This window comes from Methyloversatilis discipulorum, assembly GCF_018780585.1.
Classification (GTDB): domain Bacteria; phylum Pseudomonadota; class Gammaproteobacteria; order Burkholderiales; family Rhodocyclaceae; genus Methyloversatilis; species Methyloversatilis discipulorum_B.
The window spans coordinates 131,638-149,321 of record NZ_JADMJL010000008.1 but is presented as its reverse complement, the minus strand read 5'-3'; the positions used below and the strand labels follow the sequence as shown (position 1 = coordinate 149,321).

Genomic DNA, 17,684 nt, shown 5'->3' with positions numbered 1-17,684 from the left:
GTTCAGCCGACCAGCGCCGACGCCCGCTGGAACACCGACACGCAGAAGTCCATCAGGTAGCCGGTCATCCAGCGCCCGGCAAAGATGATGGCCAGCAGGGTGACCAGCAGTCGCGGCAGGAAGCTCAGCGTCTGTTCGTTGATCTGCGTGGCCGCCTGGAACAGCGCGACGATCAGGCCCATCACCAGCCCCGGGCCGACCAGCAGCAACACCAGCACCATGGTGATGTGCAGGCTTTCGCTGACCAGATCCACTGCAATGTCCGGCGTCAGCATCGCGTCAGACCTGGATGCTGGTGACCAGCGTGTTGACCGTGAGCGTCCAGCCGTCGACCAGCACGAACAGCAGCAGCTTCAGCGGCAGCGAGATCACCAGCGGCGACAGCATCATCATGCCCATGGCCATCAGCACCGAGGACACGACGAGGTCGATCACCAGGAAGGGGATGAACAGCATGCAGCCGATCTGGAAGGCAGTCTTCAGCTCGCTCAGCACGAAGGCGGCCAGGCGCACCAGGAAGGGATGGTCCATCGGTTGCGCGACCGGCCCGGAGCCGGACAGGCGGGCGATCTGTTCGAGCGCCGCCTTGCCGGTCTGCGCCATCATGAAGCGCGACACCGGCGCTTCGGCGATCTTCAGCGCCTGTTCGAGGCTGATGCTGTCGCGGTCGTAGGGCACGAAGGCCTCGGCCCATATCTGTTCGCCGATCGGGCGCATCACCAGCAGCGTCAGGATGAGCGCGATGCCGGTGACGATGCGGTTGGGCAGACCCTGCTGCAGGCCCAGCGCCTGCCGCAGCAGCGACAGCACGATGACGAAGCGGGTGAAGCTGGTCATCATCATCACCATGACGGGCAGCAGCCCGAGCAGGGTCATGATGATGAGTATCTGCGTCTTCACCGAGAACTCGGTGGTGGCGCCGCGGGTGGTCGATTCGAGCAGCGGGATCTCGGCCGCACCGGCCGCGGCGCAGACAAGGATGGCCGCACTCGCCGGCAGCAGCCGGCAGGCGCCGCGCAGCCACGACCGTCCGCGGGACGATGCGCCGGTCATTGCGCCAGGGTGTCCAGGTCGAGACCGTCGAGGTCGACCACGCGCAGGCCGTGGTTGTCGCCGACCAGCACCACCTCGGCGTGACCGATCGGCGTGCCATTGACCTTGATCACCAGCGGCTGGCCGGCCAGCGAATCCAGTTCGAGCACGCTCGACGGTCCGATTTCCATCAGGTCCTGCAGCGATACGCGCGCGGAACCGACCTCCAGCGTCAGCGTGACCGGTATGCGCCGCATCATCTGCGGCAAGTTCCGTCGCGGTGCAGCCGGTGTGGCCGGCGCTTCGTTGCCGAGCAGCGCAAGGTCGTCGCCTGCCTCGTCCAGTCCGTCCAGCAGCGTGTCGATTCCGGAAGTGTTGTCCATGGCATCAGTCCATATCGTTGAATGAGGTGAGGCAGAGCTTGCCGCGGTGTTCGGCGACAGCTGCCGTAAAGAGGCGCGAGTCGTCGACCAGTACGTCGGCTTCGCCGACGAAGACCGGAATGACGTCGCCGACACGCAGGTCGAACAGCTCTCCGAGCTGGATGTCCCTGCTCAGCAAGCGGCCGGTGAGCGTCATCTGCAGTCGGTGGGCAAACGGCGTGTCGGCGCCGGCTGCGTCCTTTTTTTCACGCGGCGGCGCGAGGCCGCGCAGCAGCTTTTCCATGCAGGCGTCGTCGAGCACGAACCACATGCGGCAGTCCTCACCGAGCAGCGGGTCGGCCACCGTGCAGCTGAGCGTCCAGGCGCCCGCGGCCGGAGGCGGTGCCGGCGCGATCGAGAAGGCCGGCGTTGCGACGGCGTCGAGCGGCCGGTCGAGGTCGCCGGCTTCGATGCGGGCGGCAACCACGGCGGCCAGTTCCTCGCCCAGGGCGACCGCCACACGTTCCTCGGTGGCGGTCGCGCGACCATTGCCGTCGGCCTGCGCTGGCGCCGCTGCTCCGCTGCGCCCGATCAGGCCGAAACGGTATCCGAGCAGGGTCAGCACGAGCGGGCGTTCGGCGGCGAACAGGATGCGCCCGGTCTCGCCGCTATAGGCCGTCCAGCGGATCAGGTCGCCGGCGTGTCCAGTGCGGTCGATGCGGACTGAACGCAGGTCGAAGGCAGCCCGGTAGCGGCGGTTCACGCCACCGCGGAATGCCTCGGCCAGATCCCTGGTCAGCCTGTCGGCGAAGGCATCCAGACGATGGACGGGACGGCCGAGCGCGCTCGCGTCCAGCACCCTGGAGGCGACCGGATCGCCACTCCTGGAATTCGAGTTCATGACAGTTCTGTGTGTGTTGTATTGCGAAAGTCCGGCCGGACAAGGCTGTCAGCGACCACCTGCTGTGCAGGATTACGAACCCTGGAGGCGAAACTTTAGGCGTACGGTTAATTAACTGTATCCGTACGGTTGATTGATCAACGTGGCGGGAAGATATCCCGGAGAACGTGAGGGGACGACGGCCAGGGCGGGACCGCCTGCACACCCGAAGTGTGCAGGCAGCGGACAGCAGGGAGGAGAAGACCGCGAGGGGCGCTCGGGGAAGCGAGGCCCACCCGCGCAAGCGGGTCTGCGCTCAGTGGTGATCGTGCGACGCGGCAGCGCCGAGCGGGCGCACCGGGGCCTTGACCTCCAGCGTCTCGCGCCGGCCGTCGGCCATTTCCACGGTCAGGCTGAGCGGCACCGTCTGCCCGTCGACCAGCGGCGCGCGCAGATCCATCAGCATCAGGTGGTAGCCGCCGGGCTTGAGTTCGACCGCCTTGCCGGCCGGCAGATCGATCGCCGGGACGGCACGCATGCGCATCACATTGTTGTTCATCGACATTTCGTGGATTTCCGCGACGCCGGCCACGGGCGAGTGCACGCCGACCAGCCGTGCAGCCTTCGGCGCGGTGATCTGCATGAAGGCGCCGGTGGCTTTCTGTTCGGCCACGGTGGCGCGTACCCAGGGATCCTTCACCGTAACGTCGGCCAGGGCGGCGCTGCAGGCGATGGAAAGGAGAGTGGCGGTCAGGATGGATTTCATTTCTGTGCTCCGGAAAGGTCTGGGCGATGACGTGTCGGGCACCGGCAGAGCGGGCGCCGCGCGTCAGCCGGGAATGCTGCGCAAGGGTCAGGCGGAGGGGCAGTGACTGCCGGGAGGCGCCCGCGCCTCAGGTCGCATTCCGCGCTCGTCACTGCCGCATTCGCTCGTCGGCGCGAGGCGTTCCCGCCCGGGACTTGAACCGAAGGCAGGTGCCAGCGTCGCGCTGGCCGGAATAGCACCGCCGGCATGAGTGCAGCAGAGCGGGCAATGCGCTCCGCCATGCTGAACCGGGGCCGGCATGCCGTCGTCCGCCGCGCGTGCGCCAGTGCAGATGTCGGCGGCCAGCGCCAACCCTGCGCTGCGTGCGAGTCCCTGCGCCAGCACCGGCACCGCCGGCAGCGCGAGCAGCGCCAGCAGAAGCAGGCGCGCAACGATGCGCAAATGCCGCCGTGCGCTCACTCGTAGCGCACCTCGGTCACCTCGATCTCGCGCAGTCCGGCCGGGCTCTGAAAGCGCACGGTGTCGCCCTCGCGTGCCTTGAGCAGCGCGCGGGCAAGCGGCGATATCCATGAAATGCGGCCGTCGGATGCGTTGGCTTCGTCGACGCCGACGATCTGCACGGTGTGCGGGCCGTCCTCGTCCTCGTAGTCAACGGTGGCACCGAAGAACACCTGTTCCGGGTTCTGCTGTTCCCTGGGGTCGACCACGGTGGCCGATTCGAGTCGCTTGATCAGGAAGCGGATGCGGCGATCGATCTCGCGCAGGCGCTTCTTGCCGTAGATGTAGTCGCCGTTCTCGGAGCGGTCGCCATTCGAGGCGGCCCAGGCGACGGTTTCGACGATGCGCGGGCGCTCGCTGCGCACCAGGTCGTCGAGTTCGGCCCGCAGACGGCCGTAGCCGGCGAGCGTCATGTAGTTCTTGCTGCCCGCTGGCAGCGCGCTGACCGATTCGGGATCGTCCTCTTCGGTGTCGGTTTCCTTGGTGAAGGCCTTGCTCATCGGAATGCGTAGGCTGCGTGCAGATTCTCTGCGGACACGCATCTTACCGAAGCGGCCGCCTGCGGCGAAACACCGCGGGCGGCCGGTGGTTGCGTCAGTGGTAGATCGCCGGCTGCGTCAGCAGCGCCTCCCACGGCACCATGAAGGCGTCGAACTCTTCCGGCCCGACCTCTTCGTCGTGGTCGACCAGTTCCTTCAGTTCCTCGCGGAAACGGCGTGCTGCGTCGTCGCGGATCAGGGCGCCACGGCCGATGCGCTTGTCGATCACCTCGACGGCTTCCAGACCTGCGTACTCGACCACATAGACCAGCGGATTATTGAACATGATATGCATGATGTTTCTCCTTGGCTGGTGCGGCTGTACAACACGCAACGGCAGAATGCCCGTCGCAGCTTCCTGCACCGCGTCCCTGCAGTGCAGATGGGGCACACCGGCCGCCTTTCAAGTGGACTAACGGCCGGATACTGCTTTGCTGAAGGGCGCTTGCGCCCTCGCGGTGTGACACCTAACATCCGGGCCTGTCCCCGAAACGGAGTAGGCGCCGCCTCCCGGCAGCGCGCCAGGCATGGAAGAACAGGAACTGCGCGCCACGCTGGACGCGCTGCGCGCCGAACACCGTGACCTCGATCAGGCCATCGCCGACCTGCATGACGTGCAGTCGCGCGACGAGCTTCTGCTGCGACGACTGAAGAAACGAAAACTATTGTTGCGCGACCGTATTGCAACGATAGAGCGCCTGCTCGACCCTGACGACATCGCCTAGCGGTCACCGATTCCGGCCGATCAGCCCTGCATGGATGATGACTGCGCTTCAGTCGCGCAGTTCCACCCGGACCGGCTGATGATCCGATGCATCGGTGTCGGCGTGCACATCGATGCCGATCACGCGGGGCAGCAAGGCCGGCGTCGCCAGAGCGAAATCGCAGCAGTAAGGATGATCGGGCCAGTCGGCACCGTGCAGGCCGACGGTGTGCGCGTGCGCCTCGCTGCCGCGGCAGTGAATCCACAGATCGATCCAGTCGGCGCCCGCTTCGTCCGCCGGCGCAGTCAGCCGCGCGTGTTCCGCACTGTGCGGCGCGCAGTTGAAATCACCGCACAGCAGCGCTGCCGCAGGGCGCGGCGGCGGCAGAAAGGCGGGGTTCGTGTCCTTGCTCCGCGGTGGCGCGCGCAGGTGGGCCAGCGCCTCGGCGGACAGCGCGCGCAAAGCCTCCACCTGCGCCATGCGCTGCGTCGCCGAGTAGTACTCGAGGTGCGTGTTCAGCACGCGCAGCGGTCCGCCCGGAGACGCGACGGTCACTTCTGCGACTGCGCGCTGCATGCCGGGTACGCTGTCGTCGGCCGGCCACGGCAGAAGACGGCGCCAGACAGCGAGCACCGGCAGGCGCGACAGCGTCAGGTTGCCGAACTGCAGGCGCCGACCGTCATCGCCTAGCCGGTCGCTGCCCGGCGCAAAGACCGCCGAGTAGCCCGGAAACAGCGCGGAGAACTGCGTCACCTGGTCTTCGCCGCACATTCCGGGCAAGGTGTCGAAACCCACCGCCACTTCCTGCAGGCAGATCACCTCCGCATCGCCCCAGGCACGCACGATATCGGCGATACGCTCGGTGCTGACGCGGCTGTCGCAACCGCGCGCCCACTGGATGTTCCAGCTGACCAGCTTCATGTTTGCTCCACTGCGGAACACCGGCGCCGCTGGCCGGTCGATTCCGCATCTGATGACGGGATGACGACCATGATACGAAGCCTCCTGCTCGCCGGCGCGCTTGCGTTCGGCTCCGCCCTCGCCCACGCCGAAACCGCGCTGGAAAAGCTGCGTGTGCCGCCCGGATTCACGATAGAGCTGTGGGCGCAGGTCGACAATCCGCGTGCGATGACGCTGGGCGCGCCCGGCCGGCTTTACGTCGGCTCGCGCGCCGGCCACGTCAGCGCAGTCACTTTCGACCCGGCGACGATGAAGGCCGGCAAGGCGGTCAGGATTGCAGACCAGCTGAACATGCCGGTCGGCGTCGCCTGGCGCAAGGGCGACCTGTACGTGTCGTCGCTGGACCGCATCCTCAAACTGCCGGCCATCGACGACAAGCTGGCCACGCCGCCGAAGCCGGTGCTGGTCAGCGACCGTTTTCCGAAGGAAAGCGCGCACGGCTGGAAGTTCATCGCCTTCGGCCCCGACGACAAGCTCTACGTGCCGGTCGGCGCCCCCTGCAATATCTGCGACCGCGACAAGGACGGCTTTGCCAACATCATGCGCATGAACGCCGATGGCAGCGGACTGGAAATCTACGCACGCGGCGTGCGCAACAGCGTCGGCTTCGACTGGCACCCGAAGACCGGCGAGCTGTGGTTCACCGACAACGGCCGCGACTGGATGGGCGACGACACGCCACCGTGCGAACTGAACCGCGTCAGCAAGGCCGGCCAGCACTTCGGTTACCCCTACTGTCACGGCGGCAACATCGCCGATCCGGAGTTCGGCAAGGGGCGGTCCTGCGCCGACTACACACCGCCGGTGCTGCGGCTCGGTGCCCACGTGGCGCCGCTGGGCATGCGCTTCTACACCGGATCGCAATTCCCGGACGAGTACCGTGGTGCGGTGTTCATCGCCGAACACGGTTCGTGGAACCGCAGCGTGCGCGACGGCTACCGCGTCATGGTGGCACGGCTCGACGGCGATACGGTCACCAGCTACACACCCTTCGTCGAAGGCTTCCTCGGTCGCAACGATGCGGTATCCGGCCGGCCGGCCGACGTGCTGGTACTGCCCGACGGTTCGCTGCTGGTGTCCGACGACGCCTCCGATGCAATCTACCGCGTGCGCTGGAACGGCACCCGGCACGCCGCACGCTGAAGCAGTCTCCACCCGCCATTCACGCTTTCCTTGACCAGCGCGATTGACAGCGTGCGCCGGTCGGCGTTGACTGGCATGACAAACGGGGGAGACCGCTCATGAACACCGACACCACACTCGAAGACAGCCGCATCGAAAGCTTTGCGGTGATGCCCGCGCCGGGCGACATCAAGGGCGACGCGCCGCTCAGCGAGGCGGCGAAAACGGCCGTGCGGGCTGGCCGCGAGGCGGTGCGCGCCATCCTGGAGCGGACCGACCCGCGCCTGTTCGTTGTGGTCGGGCCCTGCTCGATGCACGACCCGCAGGCCTGCATGGAGTACGCGCACCGGCTGCGCACGCTGTCGGACGAACTGTCGCCCTCTTTGCTGCTGGTGATGCGCGTGTATTTCGAGAAGCCGCGCACCGCGGTCGGCTGGAAGGGCTATATCAACGACCCCTTCATGGACGACAGTTTCCAGATCGAGGAAGGCATGCGCCGGGCGCGCCGCTTCCTGCTCGATGTGGCCGAACTGGGCCTGCCGGCCGCCACCGAGGCGCTGGACCCGATCTCGCCGCAGTATCTGGGCGACCTGATCTCCTGGACCGCGATCGGTGCCCGCACCTCGGAATCGCAGACGCACCGAGAAATGTCCAGCGGGCTGTCGACGCCGGTCGGTTTCAAGAACGCCACCGACGGCGATCTCGACGCGGCGATCAACGGCATCATTTCCGCCTCGCGTCCGCACAGCTTCCTCGGCATCAACCGCTACGGCCGCTCCAGCATCATCCGCACGCGCGGCAACCCGCATGGCCACATGGTGCTGCGCGGCGGTGCCGGGCGGCCGAACTACGATTCGGTCAGCATCGCGCTGGCCGAACAGGCACTGATCAAGGCCGGCCTGCCTCCCAATATCGTGGTCGATTGTTCGCATGCCAACTCGTTCAAGAAGCCCGAGATGCAGCGGCTGGTGCTGGCCGACGTGGCGGGACAGATCCGGGACGGCAACCGCTCCATCGTCGGCGTGATGATCGAAAGCCACCTCGAAGCGGGCAACCAGCCGATCCCGAAGGACCTGTCGCAGCTGCGCTACGGCTGTTCGGTCACCGATGGCTGTGTGGACTGGGCCACCACCGAACGCATGCTGCGCGACCTGGCCGCCACTGCAGGCCCGGCACTGAAGCGCCGGATGGCTGCCGGCTGAGGCCTGCTCAGGCGGTGTGCCGCAGCGCGCCTTTCAGCAGCGCGCGGATGGTGGCCGGCTCGAAGGGCTTGTCGCAGATGCCCGACACGCCCGCCTGCTCGACCGCAGCCAGCCGCCCCATGTCGGATTCGCTGGTCACCATCAGGATGGGCACCGAAGCCTGCCAGCTTTGCTGGCGCACGTACTCGACCAGCGCCTGTCCGTCCATCTCCGGCATGTTGTAGTCGGTCACGACGAGATCGAACAGGGTCTGGTCCAGCAGCTTCACAGCTTCGCTGCCATCGCTGGCCTCGACGATGTCGCTGAGCCCCATGTTCTGCAGCACGCGGCGCATGAAGCGGCGCGCATTGCCGCTGTCATCGACCAGCAGCACGCGCAGCGATTCGTAGTCGATGTCTTCGTCCGGCGACGCGTCGTCGGCGAGGAAGTCGAGAGTCGCCGACAGTACCCGCTGCAGCTGCGCACTGGTGAAGGGCTTGGGCAGGATGCCGCAGACGCCGGACTGGCGTACCGCGTCGAGCGCCTGCGGCCGGGTTTCGCTGGATACCAGCACGAAGGCCACCTGCTGCAGTTCGGGCGTATTGCGCATCGCCTGGACCAGTTCGGTGCCGTCACCGTCCGGCAGGTAGAGCGCACTGATCACCAGATCCGGCACCTTGGCGGACATCGCCGCCAGTGCGGACTGCACGCCATCGGCCTCGCGGATCTTCATGATGCCGACCGCCGCCGCACGCTCGCGGATGATCCGGGTTTGCGTCGAAGAGGGTTCGACCAGCAGCACGTCGAGATTGAACAGGTCAGGCGTCATGGGCGGGGCCCGCAGGATTCGGTCCTGTTCTTGACGGCACCATCGCGCTGCAACATGAGCGACGCTTCGTGACGCACGCCTCCCGCCGATGCGCTTTGCCACGGCGTTTCGACGCGAGGCGCCCGTCCGGCCGTCGCCGCGGTGCCGGAATCGCGGTGCGACTGGCAAAAAAAACGGCCCGCGATCGCGGGCCGTTTTCACTGCGTACTGCAACAACGGTCAGACCGTCACTTCCTTCGCGGTCTCTGCGTACTCTTCGATCTGGTCGAAGTTCATGTACTTGTAGACCTTGTCGGCATCCTTGGTGACGACGCCGATTTCCGCCAGGTACTCCTCGCGGGTCGGGATGCGGCCCAGCTTGGAGCAGATCGCCGACAGTTCGGCCGAGCCGAGGAACACGTTGGTGTTCTTGCCCAGACGGTTCGGGAAGTTGCGGGTCGAGGTCGACATCGCAGTGCTGCCTTCCTTGATCTGCGCCTGGTTGCCCATGCACAGCGAGCAGCCCGGCATTTCCATGCGCGCGCCGGCACCGCCCAGGGTGGCGTAGTAGCCTTCCTTGGTCAGTTCGGAGGCGTCCATCTTGGTCGGCGGCGCGATCCACAGACGCACCGGAATGTCCTTCTTGCCTTCCAGCAGCTTGCCGGCGGCGCGGAAGTGGCCGATGTTGGTCATGCAGGAGCCGATGAACACTTCGTCGATCTTCGTGCCGCTGACTTCCGACAGGAACTTCGCATCGTCCGGATCGTTCGGGCAGCAGACGATGGGTTCCTTGATGTCGGCGAGGTCGATTTCGATCACGGCCGCGTACTCGGCGTCCTTGTCGGCTTCCAGCAGCTGCGGATCGGCCAGCCAGGCTTCGACCGACTTGATGCGGCGCTCCAGCGTGCGGGCATCCTGATAGCCGTTGGCGATCATGTTCTTCATCAGAACGATGTTCGAGCGCAGGTACTCCTGCACCGGCTCCTTGTTCAGCTTGATCGTGCAGCCGGCAGCGGAACGCTCGGCCGACGCGTCGGACAGCTCGAAGGCCTGTTCGACCTTCAGGTCCGGCAGACCTTCGATTTCGAGGATGCGGCCGGAGAACACGTTCTTCTTGCCCTGCTTGGCCACGGTCAGCAGACCGGCCTTGATCGCGTACAGCGGAATCGCATGCACCAGATCACGCAGCGTGACACCCGGCTGCATCGTGCCCTTGAAGCGCACCAGCACCGATTCCGGCATGTCCAGCGGCATCACGCCAGTGGCGGCGCCGAAGGCGACCAGACCGGAACCGGCCGGGAAGGAAATGCCGATCGGGAAACGGGTGTGCGAGTCGCCGCCGGTGCCGACGGTGTCCGGCAGCAGCAGGCGGTTCAGCCAGGAATGGATGACGCCATCGCCCGGACGGAGTGCGACACCGCCGCGGTTCGAGATGAAGGTCGGCAGTTCGCGGTGCATCTTCACGTCCACCGGCTTCGGATAGGCGGCGGTGTGGCAGAAGGACTGCATGACGAGATCGGCGGAGAAGCCGAGGCAGGCCAGATCCTTCAGTTCGTCGCGGGTCATCGGGCCGGTGGTGTCCTGCGAGCCGACCGTGGTCATCTTCGGTTCGCAGTAGGTGCCCGGACGGATGCCCTTGCCTTCCGGCAGGCCACAGGCACGACCGACCATCTTCTGCGCCAGCGTGTAGCCCTTGCCGGTATCCACCGGCGCCTTCGGCAGGCGGAACAGCGTCGACGCGCCCAGACCGAGGAAGTCGCGCGCCTTGGCGGTCAGCGAACGGCCGATGATGAGGTTGATGCGGCCACCGGCACGCACTTCGTCGAGCAGCACTTCGCTCTTGAGCGCGAATTCAGCCACCGTCTCGCCGTTACGGACGATCTTGCCGTCGTACGGCAGCACGTCGATCACGTCGCCCATTTCCAGCTTCGACACATCGACTTCGATCGGCAGCGAGCCGGAGTCTTCCTGCGTGTTGAAGAAGATCGGGGCAATCTTGCCGCCCAGCGTGACGCCACCAAAGCGCTTGTTCGGCACGTAGGGGATGTCCTGACCGGTGGCCCAGATGACCGAGTTGGTCGCCGACTTGCGCGACGAACCGGTGCCGACCACGTCGCCGACATAGGCTACGAGGTGACCCTTCTTCTTCAGGTCCTCGATGAACTGCATCGGACCGCGCTTGCCGTCTTCTTCCGGCTTGAAGGCCGCGTCCGGGCGGGTGTTCTTCAGCATCGCCAGGTAGTGCATCGGGATGTCCGGGCGGGTGGTCGCGTCCGGCGCCGGCGACAGGTCGTCGGTATTGGTTTCGCCCGGCACCTTGAACACGGTAACGGTGATCGACTTCGGCACTTCCGGACGGCTGGTGAACCACTCGGCGTCGGCCCAGGACTGCACGACTTCCTTGGCCTTGGCATTGCCGGCCTTCGCCTTCTCGGCGACATCGTGGAAGAAGTCGAACATCAGCAGCGTCTTCTTCAGGCCTTCGGCCGCCACAGCGGCGACTTCGGCGTCGTCCAGCAGGTCGATCAGCGGCTTCACGTTGTAGCCACCCACCATGGTGCCCAGCAGTTCGGTGGCCTTGGCCTTGGAAATCAGACCGACCTTGACGTCACCGTGAGCCACGGCAGCCAGGAAGGAGGCCTTCACCTTGGCGGCGTCGTCCACGCCCGGCGGCACGCGATGGGTCAGCAGGTCGAGCAGGAAAGCGTCCTCGCCAGCCGGCGGGTTCTTGATCAGCTCGATCAGTTCAGCAGTCTGCTTCGCATCGAGGGCGAGCGGCGGGATGCCGAGCGCGGCGCGTTCGGCGGCATGGGCACGGTAAGCTTCAAGCACGGTGAGTCCTCCGGTAGACGGGTATACCGCATCATAGAACGACACACCGGCTTGATGGTGCGTCGCACGAAGACGCGGACTGAAAAGCCGCGGCTTGCACCGAAACGGCATCGAAAAAGCGCTTTGTAATCTGCACCTTGGCGACGACCGCAACCTTGCATGGCGCAGCGCAAAACCCACTGCGCGCGAAGGCGGTTCAAGTCTTATATATGATATCTTTTATTCAATTTCAAGCCAAGCCGCCTACCGCACTGCAGCGCAGCCGCTTGGCTATACTGCGCGCCCCTGCTTCAGCGCTTCGCCGCCCGATTTTCGGCACGTCATGATTGCCCCTGCCCTCTCCGACGCCGACCTGCGCGATCTGAACACGCTGCACCTGCCCGCCCGCGCTGCGCGGCTGCAGCCGGTGGACGACGCAGCCGATCTGCCGGCGCTGACCGAGACGCTGCTGCAGCGCGGCGAACGCATCCTGGTTCTGGGCGGCGGCAGCAACATCGTGTTCGCGGCCGACTTTCCGGGCACCGTGCTGCACATGCGGACGCGCGGCATCGAACTGCTGGGGCACGACGGCGACACGGTGCGCATCGCGGTGGCCGCCGGGGAGAACTGGCACGACTGGGTCAGCCACGCGCTCGACCAGGGCTGGTACGGCCTGGAGAACCTTGCTCTCATTCCCGGCACCGTCGGTGCCGCACCGGTCCAGAACATCGGCGCCTACGGCGTCGAACTGGTCGACCGGCTGGACAGTGTCGACGCCTGGGACATGCAGGACCGTCGCTGGCTGCAACTGACGGCTGCGGACTGCGCGATGAGCTATCGCGACAGCGTGTTCAAGCACCGGCTCGCCGGACGGGCCATCATTACCCGCGTCGTGTTCCGGCTGAGCCTGAAGCCGGTCGTGCGGGCCGAGTATGCCGATCTACAGCGCGAACTGGCGGTTCGCGGCGTCACCACGCCCACTCCGCGCGAGGTGTTCGACGCCGTCTGCGCGGTGCGCCGCGCCAAGCTGCCGGACCCGGCCGTGATCGGCAACGCCGGCAGCTTCTTCCGCAATCCGGTGCTGCCCGCCGACGAAGCCGCCCGCCTGCTCGTCGCCCACCCGGACGCCCCCCACTATCCTGCGACCGACGGCGCGGTGAAGTTCGCCGCTGCCTGGTTCATCGACCGCTGCGGCTGGAAGGGCACGCGGCGGGGCGATGCCGGCGTGCACGACAGGCAGGCCCTGGTGCTGGTGAATCACGGCCAGGCAACCGCCGACCAGTTGATGAAGCTGGCCGCGGACATACAGGCCAGCGTGCGCGAGCGCTTCGGCGTCCACATCGAACCGGAACCGCTGGTCGTCGGCTGACCTTCCTCTCGGGCCACCGTCCCGAGCTCGCTCCCCCAGAACCACGCACGGCGGTCCACCGGGGGAATCGGTCTTTCGGGGAATCCGGTAGGCGTCAGGACGATGCCGGCAAGCCATGCCGGCGCCGCGCTCGCAAACAGGCGTCCGACCCCGCTTCGAATTCGCGGCACGGATCGGGCCGCTCGTCGTAGATGAAACAGCTCACCCGCTCGCCGATGCACCCGCGCAGCGCGCGACAACGTGGCTGAGCATGGTCGGTGCCGCGCATGCGGGCGATCGATCCATGCTGGGCGCGCAGATCGACGCGCTGTTGCGTCGGTGCCGCGCATGCGGGCGATCGATACGTTCAATTCGTCGTACAGGCCCTCGGGCACGCGCCCGCCCTGCGCCTCGCCGTCCGACGGGTGGAAATCGACGCGAAAGCTGGCGCAGCAGGCGCCGCATTCGACACAGTTGACGTTCATGAAGCCCCGGATATCTGTGGGTCGCGCCCGGCGCGCCGACCCCGTATTCCGACATTGTCCGACAGCGGCGGTCATGGGCACAGCACCCGGCCGATACCGCGCCGCTTGTGCAAACCCGGCGACCGGAGCGGCCAGGCCACGCCGCTGCGCAACATCGTGCGTCCTACGCCGGGCACCGCTGCACCTACATCCCCTGCGCGTCGGCCGACAGCCGACGCCCGCTGCGATGCGCACACTGCAGCACATGGACGCCCGTCGCGGCGTCCGCAACCAAGGAGACTGCAATGACCGTCCTCAAGACTATCGTTGGTGCCGCCTTCGTGATCACGTCCGCCGGCGCGATGGCGGAAGGCGCTTATCCCACCGAACACATGTCCGACACCGTGTCCGAGGTGCGCGGCGCCGGAGAATCGGCCGCTGAACGGCGCGCCCAGGCGGTTCAGGTGCGCAACGAGGTGACGGCCCGCCCGTCGCCGGTGGCACCGGCCGCACCGGCCGACCCGAAATATCGCAGCGACGAATATCCGCACGACACGGGCTGGATGCGCGCCGCCGAGGCGCAGCGTGCGCGGGGCGGCGACGCCGCACAGGCTGCCGCCGAAATCTCGCAGCGCCCGACGCCGGTCGCCCCGGCTGCGCCGGCGGACCCGAAGTACATTCCGCAATTCAACTGATGCAGCGCTCCGGCGCCGGGCGTGACCCGGTGCTGCACACGGGGCGGCGCGTTTTCGGATGCGTCGCCCCGTGCCTATTCCGGATCGAGGACGCAGCGGAAAAGCGCGTGTCCGCTCGCCAGATACTTGCGTTCGAACGGCGTCATCGGCACTTCGGGCACGAACGCCTCGACGGTCGCGTTCCGGCTGACCAGCAGCCGGGCCGCCAGCGCGAATTCCTCGACGTAGATGCGCCAGTTGCTGCGGCACTCGATGACCCCGCCCAGTGCCAGCACCCGCGGAAACACCGGATGCGCCGGCCAGCGGCGCGCGAGCTGGCCGATCTTGGGCCACGGGTTCGGGTAGAGCATGTACTGACGGGCCGGGCGATAGCCGCCATCCAGCAGCAGGCGCCAGATGTCGGCCATGTCCGCACGCAGCAGCAGCGCGTTGGCCGGCAGTACCGGTGCACGCGACAGGCGGTCGGCCGACTGGTCCACCCCGAGCACGAAATGATCGGGAAAGCGCTCGGCCAGATGCAGCGTGCTCTCGCCGACGCCACAGCAGCTGTCGACGATGAGCGGAGCGCCGGGGCGACAAACCGCCGCGAAGACCTTGAACGCCTCCGCACTGTAAGGGGCGACCGGCTTGCGGAAATCCTGCCCGCGGCGGCGTTCGATCAGCGCCGCCAGCTGCTCGTGTGGCCCGGTCTGCGCGCTCTGCGGAACGCGCGACCGACCATCCGCACCCCTCACGACAGGTAGCGCCGCCCGGTCTGGCTGATCCACACTGACCACGCGAGGATCAGCGGATGCGCCATTTCCAGCCCCTCCTCGAAGGCCGCCGAGTAGTGCTTGGTCAGCGGCCCGAGTTCGATGCCGTAATCGACCGACAGCACGGCTGGCAGGCGGTCGATCAGCTTGCCGATCACCACCAGCGCAGTACCGGCCATCAGCCAGGCGCCGGAACGGGAGCGCCAGCCCCCCTGCAGGAACAGGAAGCGCGCGATCACGAGACCGGCGTACAGCACCAGTGCTACCAGGAAAATGGCGATCGCGCCGCAGATCAGCTTTTCCTCGAACGGCCGTGCCGCGTCGCGATAGAAGCTGTTCTTCAGGAAACTCTCGCCGGTGAACAGCTTGTGCCAGTCCGCCTCGCGCGCGGCAAACGCCAGGCACAGCAGCGCGAAGGCCCAGGCGCGCGCAGCGAGCGGGCGGATGCGCAGCAGCACGATGACGGCGGTGCCCAGCCAGCCGGCGATGGACAGTTGCTCGAAGGGTCCCACTTCGGAGAAGGTCCACTGAAAGGCCTGTTCGTTCAGCACCAGGGGGAGCAGCGCGAGCATCAGCGTGTAGGCAATCAGCAGCCACACGATGCGGCGATCGGTTGTCGTCATGTCGTATCCGTATTCAGTTGCGTGATATCAGTCGGCGATAGACGGCGAGATTGCCCTCGACCATCGCATCCACCGAAAACTCCGCCAGTATGCGGGCCCGACCGGCCTCGCCCAAACGGCGGCGCAGCCCGGCATCGTCGAGCAGGCGGACCAGCGCCGCGGTCAGGGCCGCAATATCGCCGGGCGGAATCAGCAGCCCGCTGACGCCGTCAGCCACCGCCTCCGGCAGTCCGCCGGCACGCGAAGTGACGATGGGCACCGCGGCGGCCGAAGCCTGCAGCAGAGACACGCCCAGCCCTTCCATGTCGGCCGGATGGGCGAGGATGTCCAGCCCGCCGAGCCAGCGCGGCAGGTCGGTGCGGAAACCGGCGAAGCGGATCACCTCGGTCAACCCGCGATCCGCCACCTCGCGTTCCAGTTCCTCGCGCAGCGGCCCCTGCCCGAAGAAGATCACCCGGACATCCGGATGGCTCGCATGCAGCGCCGTCATCGCCTCGATCACGTAGCGATGCCCCTTGCGGGCAATCAGCTGGGCGACCACGCCGATCACGCGCGCATCATCCGGCAGCTCGAATTCGCGCCGGAATGCAGCACCCTCTACCGGCTGCAGATAGGGCGCGGCATCGACCGCGCTGCGCACGCAGCTTACCCGCTCCGCCGCCAGTCCTTCGGACAGCAGCACCTGCCGTATGCCTTCCGAAATGGTGATCACGTGGTCGTACAGACGGTACTTCAGCGCGACCAGCCAGCGCGGCTCCGGATTGTCGACGCGGCGCGACAGCACGCATCGGGTGCCGGTCAGCTTCGCGGCGATGCCACCCCACAGGTCGGCGCCGCGCCGGCTGTGCAGATGCACGATGTCCGGACGCTCGGCGCGGATCAGGCGAGCCAGACGCAGCGCCATGCCGGCATCGGCGTCGCCGCCCATCTTCATCTCCACCACCCGGGCATGGTCAGCGCAGGCGGCGGCGATGCCCGCACCGAGCGGGCAGGCCAGCACATTGGAAACGCCACGCCGCGCCAGTCCCTCGACGATGTAGGCAACCTGACGCGCACCGCCGTAGTAATGCTTGCCGGCTTCGACGTGCAGCACCTTCATGCCGCGATCGCCTTAGCCGCTTCGTCCAGCACCCGATCCGGCGTGATGTCGCGCAGGCAGGTGTAGGCGCCGCCACAGGTCGGCCGGCGCTTGCAGGGCGAACACTGCAGGCCCAGCCAGATCACGCGCGCATTGGCACGACCGGTATGCGTATACGGGCAGGTCGAGCCGAAGATCGCCACCGTCGGCGTCGCGAAGGCGATGCCCATGTGCGTGAGCCCGGTATCGACGCCGACCAGCAGACCGGCGCCGCGCACCAGTGCCGCCGCTTCCGGCAGCTTCGTGCGGCCGACCAGATTGATCAGCCCCGGCGCGCCGGCGGCGATGCGGGCTGCCGCCTCGGCGTCGGCCGGTCCACCCAGCAGCACCGGAATCAGTCCCGTCTGCGCGGCGAGCTTGGACGCCAGCGTCTGCCAGGCATCCTCGAACCAGTGCTTCTGCGGCCGCGTCGTGAACGCGGCGAACACGGCATAGCGGCCTGGCGTCAGCCCATGTTCCGCCAGCAGCGCCTGCGCACGCGCATCGGCGTCGGTCGACACGTGCAGCGTCGGCAGGAAGTCGCCGGTGTCCAGCTCGAGCTGTTCGGCCAGATGCAGGTATTCGGACGAAATGCGCGCGATGTCGCCCCCGCGCGGTACCACCTGCGTCATCAGCCACTGGCTGCCCTCGCGCGAACCGAGGCCGATGCGCGTGCGCGCGCCCGCCAGCCAGGCGAGAAAGCCGCTCTTCAGCAGGCCCTGCAGGTCGAGCACGGTGTCGAAACGGTGGCTGCGCAGTTCGCTGCGCAGCGCGCGCACCCGCCGCCACAGCTCGCCATAGCGACGTTCGCGCCACAGCCGCGCCCACTCCGCCTTAGGCCACAGGATACGGGCATCGACGTTCGGATCGTGCGCGATCAGCGCGTCGATGCCCGGCTCGACCAGCCAGGCGATGAAGGCGTCCGGATGCGTCCGCTTGATCGCCGCCGCCAGCGGCGACGCGAACACGACGTCGCCGATGGCCGAGGTGCGGACGATGAGGATGCGCTTCAAGCAGGTCGG

Annotated in this window: 20 protein-coding genes; 5 read left to right on the top strand and 15 right to left on the bottom strand. The window is 67.1% G+C overall.

What is annotated here, in order from left to right:
* Nucleotides 1-2: 2 nt before the first annotated feature.
* The 8 genes from fliQ to IV112_RS02995 form a co-directional block, all read right to left on the bottom strand.
* Complete coding sequence (gene fliQ, locus IV112_RS03030) at nt 3-275, bottom strand: flagellar biosynthesis protein FliQ (RefSeq protein WP_019918843.1); 273 nt, start codon at nt 273-275, stop codon at nt 3-5.
* 4 nt (nt 276-279) lie between these two features.
* Nucleotides 280-1,053: a flagellar type III secretion system pore protein FliP gene (gene fliP / locus IV112_RS03025; protein WP_304000984.1), complete on the bottom strand. Its 774-nt coding sequence runs from the start codon at nt 1,051-1,053 to the stop codon at nt 280-282.
* Entirely contained in the window at nt 1,050-1,415 is a 366-nt protein-coding gene (locus tag IV112_RS03020) for a FliM/FliN family flagellar motor switch protein (RefSeq protein WP_304000983.1), read from the bottom strand. The genes fliP and IV112_RS03020 overlap by 4 nt, the downstream gene beginning before the upstream one ends.
* A gap of 4 nt (nt 1,416-1,419) precedes the next feature.
* Entirely contained in the window at nt 1,420-2,295 is an 876-nt protein-coding gene (locus IV112_RS03015) for a FliM/FliN family flagellar motor C-terminal domain-containing protein (RefSeq protein WP_304000982.1), read from the bottom strand.
* Between the two features lie 295 nt (nt 2,296-2,590).
* A complete protein-coding gene (locus IV112_RS03010; RefSeq protein ID WP_304000981.1) occupies nt 2,591-3,040 on the bottom strand; it encodes a copper chaperone PCu(A)C in 450 nt (149 codons plus the stop codon).
* Nucleotides 3,041-3,127: 87 nt separating this feature from the next.
* Nucleotides 3,128-3,499 (bottom strand): DUF2946 family protein, encoded by a 372-nt coding sequence (locus IV112_RS03005; RefSeq protein WP_304000980.1) that lies wholly within the window; start codon nt 3,497-3,499, stop codon nt 3,128-3,130.
* Nucleotides 3,496-4,038 carry a transcription elongation factor GreB gene (greB, locus tag IV112_RS03000; RefSeq protein ID WP_304000979.1) on the bottom strand — a complete coding sequence of 181 codons (543 nt, stop codon included), beginning with the start codon at nt 4,036-4,038 and terminating at the stop codon, nt 3,496-3,498. The genes IV112_RS03005 and greB overlap by 4 nt, the downstream gene beginning before the upstream one ends.
* Nucleotides 4,039-4,132: 94 nt before the next feature.
* On the bottom strand, nt 4,133-4,372 hold the full coding sequence (locus tag IV112_RS02995; protein ID WP_019918850.1) for a DUF3567 family protein: 240 nt from the start codon (nt 4,370-4,372) through the stop codon (nt 4,133-4,135).
* 232 nt (nt 4,373-4,604) lie between these two features.
* On the opposite strand from IV112_RS02995, the gene IV112_RS02990 reads away from it, so the two are divergent.
* The gene (locus tag IV112_RS02990) at nt 4,605-4,802 is read left to right on the top strand and encodes a DUF465 domain-containing protein (RefSeq protein WP_019918851.1); all 198 of its coding nucleotides are present in this window, start codon (nt 4,605-4,607) and stop codon (nt 4,800-4,802) included.
* Nucleotides 4,803-4,850: 48 nt separating this feature from the next.
* Here IV112_RS02990 and IV112_RS02985 read toward each other — a convergent pair whose 3' ends face one another.
* Nucleotides 4,851-5,702, bottom strand: a complete 852-nt coding sequence (locus IV112_RS02985; RefSeq protein WP_304000978.1) for an endonuclease/exonuclease/phosphatase family protein — start codon at nt 5,700-5,702, stop codon at nt 4,851-4,853.
* 60 nt (nt 5,703-5,762) lie between these two features.
* Between IV112_RS02985 and IV112_RS02980 the strand changes: the two genes are divergently transcribed.
* Together IV112_RS02980 and IV112_RS02975 are read left to right on the top strand one after the other, a co-directional pair.
* Entirely contained in the window at nt 5,763-6,884 is a 1,122-nt protein-coding gene (locus tag IV112_RS02980) for a PQQ-dependent sugar dehydrogenase (protein WP_304000977.1), read from the top strand.
* A gap of 98 nt (nt 6,885-6,982) precedes the next feature.
* The gene (locus IV112_RS02975; protein ID WP_304000976.1) at nt 6,983-8,065 is read left to right on the top strand and encodes a 3-deoxy-7-phosphoheptulonate synthase; all 1,083 of its coding nucleotides are present in this window, start codon (nt 6,983-6,985) and stop codon (nt 8,063-8,065) included.
* Nucleotides 8,066-8,072: 7 nt separating this feature from the next.
* Here IV112_RS02975 and IV112_RS02970 read toward each other — a convergent pair whose 3' ends face one another.
* On the bottom strand, nt 8,073-8,873 hold the full coding sequence (locus IV112_RS02970) for a response regulator (RefSeq protein ID WP_304000975.1): 801 nt from the start codon (nt 8,871-8,873) through the stop codon (nt 8,073-8,075).
* 219 nt (nt 8,874-9,092) lie between these two features.
* Nucleotides 9,093-11,684, bottom strand: a complete 2,592-nt coding sequence (gene acnB / locus IV112_RS02965) for a bifunctional aconitate hydratase 2/2-methylisocitrate dehydratase (protein ID WP_304000974.1) — start codon at nt 11,682-11,684, stop codon at nt 9,093-9,095.
* A 322-nt stretch (nt 11,685-12,006) separates the two neighbouring features.
* Here acnB and murB point away from each other — a divergent pair, with 322 nt between their 5' ends.
* Nucleotides 12,007-13,032, top strand: coding sequence for a UDP-N-acetylmuramate dehydrogenase (murB, locus tag IV112_RS02960; protein WP_304000973.1), 1,026 nt, complete (start codon nt 12,007-12,009; stop codon nt 13,030-13,032).
* Between the two features lie 748 nt (nt 13,033-13,780).
* Nucleotides 13,781-14,170 (top strand): hypothetical protein, encoded by a 390-nt coding sequence (locus tag IV112_RS02955; protein ID WP_304000972.1) that lies wholly within the window; start codon nt 13,781-13,783, stop codon nt 14,168-14,170.
* A 74-nt stretch (nt 14,171-14,244) separates the two neighbouring features.
* On the opposite strand, the gene trmB is transcribed toward IV112_RS02955, so the two are convergent.
* The 4 genes from trmB to IV112_RS02935 are packed head-to-tail and all read right to left on the bottom strand — an operon-like array spanning nt 14,245 to nt 17,675.
* Nucleotides 14,245-14,904, bottom strand: coding sequence for a tRNA (guanine(46)-N(7))-methyltransferase TrmB (gene trmB, locus IV112_RS02950; protein WP_304000971.1), 660 nt, complete (start codon nt 14,902-14,904; stop codon nt 14,245-14,247).
* The gene (locus tag IV112_RS02945) at nt 14,901-15,545 is read right to left on the bottom strand and encodes a hypothetical protein (protein WP_304000970.1); all 645 of its coding nucleotides are present in this window, start codon (nt 15,543-15,545) and stop codon (nt 14,901-14,903) included. Before IV112_RS02945 ends, trmB begins: the two co-directional genes overlap by 4 nt.
* A 13-nt stretch (nt 15,546-15,558) precedes the next feature.
* Nucleotides 15,559-16,644, bottom strand: a complete 1,086-nt coding sequence (locus IV112_RS02940; protein WP_304000969.1) for a glycosyltransferase — start codon at nt 16,642-16,644, stop codon at nt 15,559-15,561.
* Entirely contained in the window at nt 16,641-17,675 is a 1,035-nt protein-coding gene (locus tag IV112_RS02935; protein ID WP_304000968.1) for a glycosyltransferase family 9 protein, read from the bottom strand. Before IV112_RS02935 ends, IV112_RS02940 begins: the two co-directional genes overlap by 4 nt.
* Between the last annotated feature and the right edge of the window lie 9 nt (nt 17,676-17,684).